We start from the raw sequence: 12,641 nt of genomic DNA, 5'->3' as shown, positions 1-12,641 counted from the left end.
TACGCATTATTTGATATATGGGAAATACTAGATATTCTTGGGGTGGAACAAAAATATAGAATACGAATGAACTGCTAGAACTGTTAATTATTTAAGACTTAAATTTAAAGACTAAAGTTAATATTAATTCGTTTTGTTACAAAGAATTTTTAAAGGTATGCAAAGTGTATGCCTATTTTGTGCTGCTCATATTTAGATAAAATTATTAATATTGGTATTTTTATACTTGATAACAAAACGATAATAGCAATATTTGGAAATGTTTGTGCTGTTTTTTTATATTATGCTTTTTTATTTTTCTTATAGCAACTTTTCAGTTTTTGCATGCAAACAGTACTTGACATAAGGCATTATAAATTGTTATAATATTTTACTTTTTTTTTGACTTTTTAAATTTAATATGATATAATATTAACAAACTAATGATGAGGTGATGTAATGGCTGAAAAAAGTGATCTTATTCAGATAAAGAGAAACATTGAAACCTGTATCGGTGAAAGAGTACAGTTAAAATCAAATAAGGGAAGAAAAAAATTTTGTATAAGGGAAGGTGTTATAGAAAATACTTACCCGAGTATTTTTACCATCAGGTTTGAAAATGAGTATGAAATGACTAGAAGAGTTTCTTATAGTTATACTGACGTATTGACAAATGCAGTTGAACTTGTTGTATGTAAGAATAACCGGAAAATCCAGGTCAGTTAATATCAGTTAATATAGGTAAACTATCTACCTCTTTATGAAAAAGTGTTAAAATAAAGCAACCGTTGAAATAAAACCGGTTGCTTTATTTATGTATAAAGTAATATTTTCATAGTCTTTTCAATATATATTACATAGTAAGATTTTTGTTTATTATATTCTGATAAGTAAGAGGTGGATTAGAATGTCAGTTAAGTTAGTTAGGGAAGTTATAAAAGCGAACCGGGTTGTAAACCGCGGAAGTGTACAGATAATTGTTGAAAATGATATTATTGTACCTGATACAAAGCCTGATATTAGGAGAATCCTATTTGCTGATGGAGATGCTTATATTGTAAATACGGAAGTAGATGATGAAAAAATTTCTATAGACGGAATTATACGGCATAAAATCCTTTACATTGAAGACGGACCGGAACAGAATATTAAGGCTTTCAACATAAATACGGATTTTACCCATAGTATGGATGTGCCGGGTGTCTTTAAAGGAATGGAGGGCAGAGTTAAGTGCGATGTAGAACATATTGACTGTCAGTTTGTAAATGGGAGAAAAGTTAATGTAAAAGCAATACTCAGTATAAAAAGTAATATAACTGAAGAAAACGAATACTACGTTATAAATAATATAGAAGATAATGAAGATGTACAAATACTTAAGAACAGTATTACTGTAAACAGATTTATAGGCAGTAACCAGGCCATCTGCACTATCAAAGATTCTATTGAGATACCTTCGGGGAATCCGTCAATAAGGGAAATATTGAGAAATGATGTAAGAATTGCTAATACAGAATATAAAATAACAGATAATAAAATAATTGTTAAGGGGCAGGCCAATATTCAAACCTTATATGCAGGGGATGATAAAGAAAGAAGTATAAGGTTTATGGAACATGAAATTCCTTTTACTCAAATTATTGACTTACCTGGAATTGATGAAGAATCGAACCTTGAAATAGACTGTGAAATTCAAAATTTCAGTTTTGAGCCTATTGAAGATGAAGACGGTGAATTCAGGTTGATGAGTGGAGAAATTGAGATTAATATATGGGTTTCCGGAAGTATTAAAGAAGACATGGATGTTATAGTAGATATGTATGGGCTAAGGACAGAGTTAAGTCTTGAAAAGATAAAAATAAGCATGGAAGAACTTCTTGTAGGGAACAGAAGCCAGGCTGTACTAAAAGAGACGTTAACTTTAGAAAATGATTTTCCTGAAATTATAGAAATATTTAACGTTTTTAGCAAACCCGTCTTATCGGAATATGAAATAGAGGAAAACAGAATTACAATAAAAGGCTTTGTTACCAATAATGTACTTTATTATTCAAATTCTCCCGAACAGCCAATTTGCTGCTGGAAACAAGATATTCCACTAAAGCAGCCGGTGGAAATCCGGGGAATAAAACCCAGTATGGGATGCGAAATTGGACTGGACATAGAGCACAGCAATTACAGCATGCTATCTTCCAGAGATGTTGAAATTAGATTGGTAGTTGGCATTACCTCAAAATTTTATGATACTATAGAACAAGTTTTTGTTGAAAGGGTTATAGAGAATCCTGTTGATGAAGAAAGAATACATAAGTTAAGACCAAGTATAACCGTGTATTTTGTACAGGAAGGGGATACTTTATGGGATATTGCAAAGAAGTACAGGACCACAACTGATGATATCGTAAGGGAAAATAAAATTGAAGATGCAGCCTCAATTACCCCAGGTATGCAGGTATTCATAGCAAGAAAATGAATTATATGAATTAAGAATGTATTTTACTCACAATTACTGTAATGTACCAATGTCAGGCATTTTTTATTGAAAGATGTTCTCTTTTGATATATAATTGTATTCAAAATAAGCAGCATGCAAAAAACATAGAAAATGCCGATAAAGATAAAACCGGTTCAATGCTAAAACAGTGAAGGGTAACATTAAACAATATGAAAGGACAAAATGGGAAGATTTTAGGAAGTGCCCAATCCATTGAGCTCAAGGCCAGGGCCAAAATCAACTTATCTCTTGACGTAACAGGCAAAAGGCAGGATGGGTATCATAATATAAAAACAATAATGCAAACAATTGAACTTTACGACAGAGTAATAATAAGTGTTGCAGAAAAAGGTATTGAAGTTAAATGTGATTGCGGCAAGGTACCTCCAGGCAAGGGAAATATCGCATATAAAGCTGCAGAATTATTTATTGAGAGGTATGGAATTGATAGAGGTGTAAAGATAATAATTGAGAAAAATATTCCTGTAGCTTCCGGGCTTGCAGGCGGGAGTGCTGATGCCGCCGCTGTGATAAAGGGAATGGACAGGCTTTTTGAGTGTGGGGCAGATGAAGAAGATTTAATTTATCTAGGACGTAATATAGGAGCAGATGTACCTTTCTGTATAAAAGGTGGTACCGTGCTTGCAGAAGGAATAGGGGATGTTTTAACAGAACTTGTACAGCTGCCTCGGACTTATATTTTAATTGTTTCACCGGATATAGAGGTTTCTACGCGATGGGTATACGAAAGCCTTAATATAAGAAAAATAAGTAAAAGACCTGATATGGAACTGCTTTTAGAATCTATTAGAAAAGGAAGGATTGACTTATTGGCAAAAAATATGGTAAATGTATTGGAAACTGTTACTGCAAGCAAGTATACAGTAATTAATATTATAAAAGAAAAACTAAAAGAATTGGGTGCCTTGGGAAGTATTATGAGCGGCAGCGGGCCCTCTGTATTTGGGATATTTACAGACAAACAGACGGCAGATAAAGCTTATAAAATGCTTATGTACAATGGATGGAATGTTTTTACTACAGAAACATTTTGAGGAATTATAAGGAGAGATGATTAGTAATGTCTAGTAAACTTGGAAAAGTAAAACTGAATGACTATAAAACATTAAGAGAAGTTATTTTTACAACATTAAGAGAAGCAATAATCATGGGGGAGTTAAAACCCGGAGAAAGGCTTATGGAAGTACAGCTTGCGGAAAAAATGGGCGTAAGCAGGACCCCCGTAAGAGAAGCTATACGAAAACTTGAACTTGAAGGACTTGTTAAGATGGTCCCGAGGAAAGGGGCTCATGTGGCAAAATTATCAGTGAAAGATATTATGGATGTATTGGAAGTAAGGGCGTCCTTGGACGGCCTTGCTACAGCACTGGCAGCCGAGAGAATTACTGATGACGAGCTTAGGGAATTGAAACACGTACAAAACCAGTTTGAAAATTACGTGGAAAAGGACAACCTGCAAGGTATCATTAAAAAAGATGTGGAATTTCACGATGTAATTTATCGTGCTTCCAAAAATGACAGACTTATTCAAATCGTAAATAATTTGAGAGAGCAGGTTTACCGTTTTAGAGTTATCTACTTGAAGGACTTAAGCAGTACCAAGGAAGTAATAAGGGAACATATGGAAATCTATGAAGCTATTATGCGTAAAGATGCTAATGCTGCAAGGGAAGCAGCTAAAAGGCATATAAGAAGTCAGGAAATAATGATAATTAATGCTGTAACAAAGAATGACCTGAACTAACCCCGGTCGATATAATTCATAATTAATGGATGGTGGAAAAATGGTGGATACAATAATTCTTGCCGGCGAACAGCTTATAAAGGGGCTGGAGGATGCTGGAAACAAGGCGTTGTGCCTTATAAACGGAAAAATGATGATAGAATATGTAATAGATGCTGTGAGAATGGCGGAAGATGTAAAAAGAATTGTGGTGGTAGGGCCAAAAGATAAACTTGCAAAATATCTGTATAACAAAGTTGATGCAGTGATAGACTCAGGGAGTACAGTGATGGAGAGTGTTATGGCCGGAATTAGATATTTAAATACCTATAAGAATATATTGATTTGTACTTGCGATATCCCCCTAATTACTACTGAAGCCATAAATGATTTTATATCAAAATCAAAAGCATTGAATGCGGATTTATGTTACCCCATTGTAGAAAAGTCGGTAAATGATAGTAAGTATCCGGGTATGGAAAGGACATATGTAAAAATCAAGGAAGGTAGGTTTACTGGGGGTAATATTTTCTATATAAATCCCAAAGCATTAGAAAAAGGCTTTCTTTTTGCCGACAGGCTTGTGAAGGCACGAAAAAACCCGTTAAAAATGGCAAGATTGCTAAGTTTTGGGTTTATGATACGCTTAATTATGGGAAATTTGACTATAAGAGCAGTAGAAGAAAGAATTTTCCGTATATCCGGAATAAAAGCAAAAGCAGTTGTTTCTCTTTATCCTGAAGTGGGACAGGATGTTGATAAGTATAGCGATTTAAATGCTGCATCATATTACCTTCCACGGGAGGAGTAGATTTTGGCTATTTTATGCGGTGTTGACATTATAGAAGTTGAGAGGATAAAAAAGGCTTTTGAAAAAAGGGGACAAGCCTTTGTGAACAGAGTATTCACTGAAAGAGAAATAGAATACTGTGAAAGTAAAAAGGCTAATAAATACCAGAGTTATTCAGTAAGATTTGCAGCCAAGGAAGCTTTAGTAAAGGCTCTTGGTACGGGTATAAGCAGGGGAGTGGATTTAAAGGATATCGAGGTTTTAAATGATGGGTACGGTAAGCCTTACATTGTTTTAACAGGTAAAACTAAAGGATATTTTTCGGCTTTAAATGGAAAAGACATTTCTTTAAGCATGGCCCATTGTAAATGCTATGCCGTTGCTTATGTAATAATCGAGACAAATAATGGGGGATGAATAGACTTGAGATGCATAAAATTTCTACATTGTGCCGATATACATCTGGATACACCCTTTGTTTCCCTGGGAATAGAGGAAAACTCTTTAATAAGCAAATCTACATTAAGAAGGATGGACTTAAAGAATACTTTTCAAGATATTATAAAGATAGCCAGAGATAAAGAAGTAGAATTCATTTTTATTTCCGGAGATTTGTATGAGCATAATTATGTAAGAAAATCTACAATTAATTTTATTAACAATGTTTTTAAAAGTATAAGCAATATAAAAGTGTTTATTGTGCCGGGAAATCATGACCCTTGGGTTAAGGGTTCATATTATGAAAATTTTGAGTGGGCAGAGAATGTGCATATTTTGACTAAGGATAACAACTATGTGTATCTTGAAGAAGAGGGGATATGCATATATGGACCCGATGCTTTTCCTGGCATTTTTATATCGGAAAACCATTCCAAAAACAATATAAAGGACAACAATATTAAGGAGTATATTAACCCGGATAATATTAATATATTATTGGCTCACGGTACATTGGACTTGAATATTGGCGGAAACAGCTATAATCTCATGTCAAGCAGGCAATTGGCATCACTCGGAATGGACTATATTGCCATGGGGCATTTTCATAAAAGGATGGATAATATCGGAAGCAATGAAATCATATTTAACCCGGGCAGCCCTGAGCCTCTTGGTTTTGATGAGCCGGGAGAACATGGGGTTTATGTAGGGAGCATAGTTAAAAAAGGAATTCAGGACAGGCAGATTAATATAGACTTTATAGTTACTAATAAAAAACGGTATGAAGTATTAAGAGTAGATATATCAGGCTGTGTTACCGATGAGCAGATTACGGCTAAAATTACTGATGCCATTGCCGGAATACCTAATATATCCACGTATATAACCTCTCCGGATGATATGGCATCAATTAATATGGAATTTCTTAATATGCCTTCACTATTATTAAGTATAGTACTTTATGGTTATATTGACCCTCAATACAAGGTTGATACAGAATATATTTTTTCTTGTTTTAAAGATAAAGTATTCTATATAAAGGTAAAAAATGAGGCAGTGCCGGATTATGATTTTGAAGAAATCAAAAAAGAGACAGGATTAAAAGGCCTGTTTACTAAAAAGCTTCTTGAGCTTATTGAGAAAACCCAAGATACTTATGAAAAAGAGCTTTTGATAAAATCTTTATATTACGGAATTCAGGCAATTGAAAAAGGACAGGTTGATGTAATTTGGTAACCAAGAAGGATAGGTTGATGCAAATTGATAATTAAGAAGCTGGGGATAAGAGGTTTCGGCAGGCTGAAAGATTTAGAAATTGAATTTACCGACGGTTTTAATATAATATATGGGAAAAACGAAGCGGGAAAGTCTACAGTCCAATGGTTCATTAAAGGTATGTTCTACGGCCTTAGGGGAGGAAGAGAAAGGGAAGGAGTAATACCGCCCATTAAACGGTTTAAACCCTGGGAAGGCAATCAATATGGCGGTTTTATGGAGTATATTCTTAATGATGGGTCTTTTTATATGGTGAATAGAAACTTCAACGATAATTCTGTCTATATTTTGGATTCTTCCTTCAATGATATAACACATGCTTTTGAAACAGGAAGAGATAAAAGGATAAAGTTTGCAGAAAAACACCTGGGCCTAAATGAAACATGTTTTGAAAAAACCCTGTTCATTAAGCAGATGGAGGCAAAAGTTGACATTAGCGGAAAAGAAGAAATAATTAACAAGCTTATGAATGTAAGTGAAACAGGGTTTGAAGATATTTCATTTAAAACTGCAGAAAAGGCATTAAAGGGTGCTCTTAAAACTTATGTGGGGACGGAGAAATCGTCGACTCGGCCCCTTGATAAAGTAAACCGGAGACTTAACCAACTCAATGAAATATCTCATGACCTTAAAAGTAAAAGGGAAAATCTTGTTGAGATAGAAGCATGTCTTAATGAAACTAAAAGATTGATGATAGAGAATAAAAAGAAAAAAAAGCTGCTGGATATTTTAGGAGAATCCATCAAAATTGCCAAGGGACTGTACGAGCTTAAAAAAACTGAAGCAGAATTGAGAGAAATTGAAGAGGACTTGAAGGTACTTGAAAATGAGTCCAAAGATGTACTTTTGAAAATTAAGGAAAACCAGGGCGATAGGACACTTTTCTGTTCTGACTCATTACAGTTTTCATCAATTTGTATGATGGATAGATTGAATACGGCGGTTAATGAAGAAGAAGTTATTGGCCTTATGGATGAAATTAACAGTTTAAAGGATGAATGGGTAAAATGTAAAGAAAACAGTAGAATTCTAGACGAAAAAATAACCGGAGCCAATAAAATAAAAAAAATATTAAATGCCGGTATTGCTATCTCTTTACTTTTTGCAGCAGGATTGATTGCTGCCGGAAGGCAGGCATTTAAAAGCGGATTTTTGCCTGCAATCCTTCCGGGTTTTGGCGTAATAATAGCATTAGTTGTGCCGGCCATATTGTTATTTTTAAAAAATAGGGTAAATAAAAAATACTTAAACCTTAAAAAGAAAAAAAGTTCTCTGGATACTTATATAAAAAATATAATGCAGAAGTATGATTCCAGCAGAAAAGAGCTTGATTGTATTTTGGAAAGTTTCGGCGTTGGGAGTTTTAAAGAGTTTTTCAAAGTGAAAACTGCCCTTGATGAAGGAAAAACAAAAATGAAAGAATTCAAAACCCTTAAACAAAGACTTAAAGAGTTGGAAAACAGCACAAATATTCAACTAAAAAGAGCTTCTTATCTTACGAATTCAAATGTTAGCGGAATAGAGGATCTTGAGCGGGAAGTTGAGAAAATTGAAAAAGATATTTGGGATTATAAGGCAAGGCTTCTCTCTTTAATTGGAACATTAAAGTCTGAAGACAATTCACAACTTATACAGTTTTTGCACGAAGAGGACGACGACCAGGAGAAAATCATTACTTGCTTAATTGAAATGGAGAAAAATTGGGAGATTTCGTATGAAAGAGCTAGGGAAGAAGAGGCTGCATTAACTTTAAAATTGAAGGAATATGAGACAATTCTTAACACTTCAGATTATGATGATGACCAATTGCAGAGAACTATTGAAGAGATAGAAGAACTGGAGATAGAAAAAAAGAAACTGGAAGGGATACAGTTTTCTTTGTCTAAAGCCCTGGAAGTCCTGAAAGAGGCAAGCCTTGAAATACAAAGAGACTATATGCCGGCATTGAATGATAGAATGGGATATTATATAAAACAAATTACAGGCGGGAAATATAAAGATTTAAGAGCTGACGACAAGTTAATGTTGAAAGTTCTGGGTCCCGAAAGGGTAGATATAGTTCCTGTACTGCAACTTAGCGGCGGTACAATAGACCAGATGTACCTTGCCTTAAGGCTTGCTATGGTTGATTTGATTTCACAAAAAGAAGAAAGCCTCCCCCTTATAATGGATGAAGTATTTACTCAATTTGACGATGTACGGGTTGAAGAAACCTTGAAACTTATAAATGAAATGTCTAATGGGAGGCAGATTATAATGTTTACATGTAAAAAAAGAGAAGTTGATATTGCCAGGGAAATATGCAGAGGGGTAAATGTGATAAAAATGCCTAATGTTTAGCCTAATGTTTAACGGTTGCCAGCTTTTCTAACAGCAATGCCGTATCATAGCACGAATATGGACGGGCCAGATATTTTGCTGCTTCTTTCATATTTTTCAACTTTGAAGTATTGTCCAGCGTATTAGCCAAAGCGTAGTCCGGATCGTCACCAGGTTTGATTTCTATTGCTGCGCCACTGCTGACAAGAAAATGAGAATTTCTTTCTTCCTGCCCTGGGATTGGCGAAGTTAAAAATATAGGCAGTCCTTTAACAAGGGCTTCGGAAATTGTCATACCACCCGGTTTTGTAATAATAAAGTCCGATATATCCATAAGGCATGGTATTATATTTGTATACCCAAACACCCTGATAGCTTTTTGATTATAATTATTGTTATAAATATTGCTATAATTATTACCGTTATTGCTATAATTACTACAGTAAAGAGGAAAACGGCTTTCAATCCGCTTTTTTAGTGTAGTGTTTTTACCGGTAACCACGATAATTTGCATACCTCTCTTAGACTTTACAAGCATTTCAAAAGAATTATATACCGACCTTATTCCAAGGCTTCCTCCCATTATCAATCCTGTCAATTTGTCTTCTAGTCCAAGAGCTCTTAAAAATTTTTTTCTGTCATATTTTTTAAGAAACCCTTCGGATATGGGAATACCATAAGGATAAATTATATTTCCAGGAATTCCTGCCTGTATCATTTCAAGCTTTATTTTATCATGAGGCACAATTAGCGCATCTACATTTTCCAGTTTCCAAAAAGGATGGTGGACAAAATCTGTTACTATGGCAGCTATAGGCACTGATATCATTTTTTCCTGCTTTAGATGGGAAACCATTTGAAGAGGTAATGTATGGGTGCATACGATAATTGAAGGATTGAAATTCCGGATTAATGGTATTAATTTGTATGAAAACAGACAGCTTATAGTATAGGTCATGTCAATTATATTTTTATTGTTTTCCGATAATTTATATAGGCTGCCGTATAAAAAGGGTATTTTTTTTATCATATTAAGATAACCTCCAACTATAAATTTGTCCACAAGAGGGCTAATATACCTAAAAGTATCCACAATCAGGCATCTTGAACCTGGATACTGTTCTTTTACATATTCCTTTAAAGCTTCTGCAGCTTTTATATGACCTCCACCAGTTGAAACTGACAAAAATAATATGTCCAAATAACACCACCTCCGGATAATATTGTGCCTCCATTTCATTTACTACAGGAATGCTCTTGTAAATAATTATGCGCCGGAAGTTTATAGTTGATGCAGACATGTATATTTTTTTATAAAATGCAAAAAATATCAGTTGTAAAGGAGGATGAAACTATTGAAAAAAACGGGAATATTTACTATATCCTTTATAATATTTATTTTTTTACTTGTATTAATGGTTGTTAATACTACAGAGATTATAAAAACGGGTACGGCGTATGCCCAGGGAAGAGGAGTAAGCGATGAGCAGCTTCTTGCAAGGGCCATTAATGGAGAAGCCAGGGGAGAACCTTATGAGGGGCAGGTAGCAGTTGGGGCGGTAATATTGAACAGGACCAGAGATCCAAGATTCCCTAAAACAATAGCCGGTGTGATATATCAACCGGGAGCATTTACAGCAGTATCCAATGGACAGATAAATGTAGCTATTGACCCAAATTCAAGCGTAGTAAAGGCGGCCAGGGATGCATTGAATGGTTGGGATCCTACAAATGGATGTGTATACTACTGGAACCCTGCGACAGCAACAAGTAAATGGATTTGGAGCAGACAAATAGTAAAGAAAATAGGCAAACATTATTTTGGAAAATAATAGTGGAGGTGGTATTTTGGGATTTAGAGATAAACTCCAGGATTTTAAAAGAAGGCTAAGCGACAGAAAAATGTATAGTATTGTTATTGTAGTAATTGCAGCAGTAGCAATATGGGGTATATACCAATACAAACATGCTGCCAGTTTAAGACAACAACTAGATAACCAGTATAATCGGGCACTTTATGATATGATAGGATATGTTAATAATGTTGAAACGTTATTACTAAAGTCTTTGATTACTTCAACCCCGGAAAAAACATCTGCTATTCTACAGGAAGCATGGAGACAGGCCAATTTTGCCCAGGCTTATCTTGGTCAATTGCCTGTTGACCAGCATGTACTGGCAAATACTTCAAAGTTCCTTGCACAGGTGGGAGATTTTGCATACTCTTTAAATAACAACACCATGTCAGGAAAAAACATATCAGATGATGAATACAAAACTATTGAGAATCTGCATGGATTTGCAGCATCTCTTAATAGAAGCCTTGACGAACTTCAGGGGCAGATTGCTTCAGGCAGGATAAAATGGGGAGAGCTGGCCCAAAAAGGACCCAGTATATTTAAAAGGACATCTGCAAATATTACGGCACAACAATTTGAAAACATTGACAAAACATTCCAGGAATACCCCCGTCTTATATATGACGGCCCGTTTTCGGACCATCTTGTTACTGCACAACCTAAAGGTGTAACAGGAGAAGTGTTGAATATAGAGCAGGCAAAACAAAGGGTGGTTGAATTTTTTGGCAAAGATAAGGTGGAGTCTGTTGAAAATACGGGAAAAAATGATACTGGGCCAATTAAAACTTATAGTTTTACTGTAAAGTTTAAAAATGTCCCTGATAACCAAACTGCAGTTATTGATATAACACAAAAGGGAGGACATCCTTTTTGGATGATATATAACAGGCCGGTTAATGAAAAGAAAATTGATATCGACAAAGCCAAGGCCATAGGGAAATCCTTCCTGGAGAGCCGTGGATTTAAGAGTATGGTAGACACTTATTATTTAAGTGAAGATAATACTGCTACAATAAACTATGCATATAAGCAGGATGATGTGATAGCATATCCGGATTTAATAAAACTCAAGATAGCCCTTGATACAGGAGAAATTATAGGCTTGGAAGCTAAAGGATACCTTTCATCTCATAGAGTAAGAGACATTCCGAGTCCTGCAATTACAATGGAGCAGGCCAGGGCAAAGATAAACAACAGGATAAACATAATTAGTTCAGGACTTGCAATTATACCCACAGACTATAAGACTGAATTGTTTACGTATGAATTTAAAGGTAAGTTTAATAACCAGGATTTTATCGTATACATTAATGCATTAACGGGTAAAGAGGAAAATGTTTTAATGATAGTAGATACACCAAATGGAATTCTAACAATGTAATACCATAATATATGAACTGCTGACAAGGTAGGTATGCTTTGCTTCTCTTTGTCGAGGTTTTGCTGAAATTGTAACGCTTGCAAGCAATTGCAGGCGTTATTGTGTTTTAAGTAATGTATACCTGCACGAAATTTTACCTGGCCCTGTCCATTTGTACAGAGATGAAGCACGAATTTAAAAGAAAGAGAAAACAAGAGTTATAGAGAGTAGCAAAAAAATATTTTCGCAAAACCGAGTTGGACACGTACAAGATTAGTATTGTATAGTAGACTTGGGGGAGGTAGGTAATCAAGTCATGAACAATACTAATAGAACATTTTCAGGTAGGACATTTAGTCCTGAAGATATAGAAATGATAAAAT

General features: G+C 34.8%; 11 protein-coding genes. 10 read left to right on the top strand and 1 reads right to left on the bottom strand.

Annotated features, from left to right (window positions below; genetic code table 11):
• The first annotated feature begins 438 nt into the window (after window positions 1-438).
• The 8 genes from HPY74_16435 (at window position 439) to HPY74_16400 (ending at window position 9,060) form a co-directional block, all read left to right on the top strand.
• Window positions 439-705: a Veg family protein gene (locus HPY74_16435; GenBank protein ID NSW92231.1), complete on the top strand. Its 267-nt coding sequence runs from the start codon at window positions 439-441 to the stop codon at window positions 703-705.
• Window positions 706-886: 181 nt separating this feature from the next.
• On the top strand, window positions 887-2,452 hold the full coding sequence (locus HPY74_16430) for a DUF3794 domain-containing protein (protein NSW92230.1): 1,566 nt from the start codon (window positions 887-889) through the stop codon (window positions 2,450-2,452).
• A gap of 191 nt (window positions 2,453-2,643) precedes the next feature.
• Entirely contained in the window at window positions 2,644-3,528 is an 885-nt protein-coding gene (locus HPY74_16425; GenBank protein ID NSW92229.1) for a 4-(cytidine 5'-diphospho)-2-C-methyl-D-erythritol kinase, read from the top strand.
• Between the two features lie 26 nt (window positions 3,529-3,554).
• A complete protein-coding gene (locus HPY74_16420) occupies window positions 3,555-4,238 on the top strand; it encodes a GntR family transcriptional regulator (GenBank protein NSW92228.1) in 684 nt (227 codons plus the stop codon).
• A 40-nt stretch (window positions 4,239-4,278) separates the two neighbouring features.
• On the top strand, window positions 4,279-5,028 hold the full coding sequence (locus HPY74_16415) for an NTP transferase domain-containing protein (GenBank protein NSW92227.1): 750 nt from the start codon (window positions 4,279-4,281) through the stop codon (window positions 5,026-5,028).
• Window positions 5,029-5,031: 3 nt separating this feature from the next.
• Window positions 5,032-5,424, top strand: coding sequence for a holo-ACP synthase (gene acpS, locus HPY74_16410; protein ID NSW92226.1), 393 nt, complete (start codon window positions 5,032-5,034; stop codon window positions 5,422-5,424).
• Between the two features lie 6 nt (window positions 5,425-5,430).
• Complete coding sequence (locus tag HPY74_16405; protein ID NSW92225.1) at window positions 5,431-6,681, top strand: DNA repair exonuclease; 1,251 nt, start codon at window positions 5,431-5,433, stop codon at window positions 6,679-6,681.
• A gap of 24 nt (window positions 6,682-6,705) precedes the next feature.
• Window positions 6,706-9,060, top strand: coding sequence for an AAA family ATPase (locus HPY74_16400; protein NSW92224.1), 2,355 nt, complete (start codon window positions 6,706-6,708; stop codon window positions 9,058-9,060).
• A 1-nt stretch (window position 9,061) separates the two neighbouring features.
• On the opposite strand, the gene HPY74_16395 is transcribed toward HPY74_16400, so the two are convergent.
• Window positions 9,062-10,240, bottom strand: coding sequence for a UDP-N-acetylglucosamine--LPS N-acetylglucosamine transferase (locus HPY74_16395; GenBank protein ID NSW92223.1), 1,179 nt, complete (start codon window positions 10,238-10,240; stop codon window positions 9,062-9,064).
• A 214-nt stretch (window positions 10,241-10,454) separates the two neighbouring features.
• On the opposite strand from HPY74_16395, the gene HPY74_16390 reads away from it, so the two are divergent.
• Window positions 10,455-10,871: a cell wall hydrolase gene (locus HPY74_16390; GenBank protein ID NSW92222.1), complete on the top strand. Its 417-nt coding sequence runs from the start codon at window positions 10,455-10,457 to the stop codon at window positions 10,869-10,871.
• 16 nt (window positions 10,872-10,887) lie between these two features.
• Entirely contained in the window at window positions 10,888-12,279 is a 1,392-nt protein-coding gene (gene ypeB, locus HPY74_16385) for a germination protein YpeB (protein NSW92221.1), read from the top strand.
• Window positions 12,280-12,641: the final 362 nt, after the last annotated feature.

Source organism: Bacillota bacterium (assembly GCA_013314855.1).
Classification (GTDB): domain Bacteria; phylum Bacillota; class Clostridia; order Acetivibrionales; family DUMC01; genus Ch48.
The sequence above is the reverse complement of the archived record's forward strand: the minus strand, read 5'-3'. Positions and strand labels throughout refer to the sequence as shown.